The sequence below is a fragment of the Klebsiella sp. K47 genome (assembly GCF_051858335.1).
GTDB classification, from domain to species: domain Bacteria; phylum Pseudomonadota; class Gammaproteobacteria; order Enterobacterales; family Enterobacteriaceae; genus Klebsiella; species Klebsiella pneumoniae.
This window is the reverse complement of record NZ_JBPYUI010000645.1, coordinates 1-206: the sequence shown is the minus strand read 5'-3', so window position 1 is coordinate 206 and position 206 is coordinate 1. Positions and strand designations below refer to the sequence as shown.

Below are 206 nucleotides of genomic sequence, written 5' to 3'. Positions count from 1 at the left end.
ATCGCAACGCAAAGGCTGCCGCCAAGGGTAACACGGTCGGCTCGATCGAGGGCCCGACCACGGCAAAGTCGATCGACAAGTTGTCGAAAAGCCAGGACGCCTCGGCGGTGACGATTGAAGGCGCCGGCGACTGGAATGCGACGACCTACGGCGTGCAGTTCTGGCAGCTGGCCCAAATCGTCGGTGCCGGCGGCCTGCAGCTGTGA

1 protein-coding gene is annotated in these 206 nt (G+C 64.1%); it reads left to right on the top strand.

The window, feature by feature from the left end; translation table 11 throughout:
- Positions 1–206, top strand: a 206-nt coding sequence (locus RRF55_RS29545; protein ID WP_439419534.1) for a DUF4054 domain-containing protein, incomplete at its 5' end; no start/stop codon positions are given.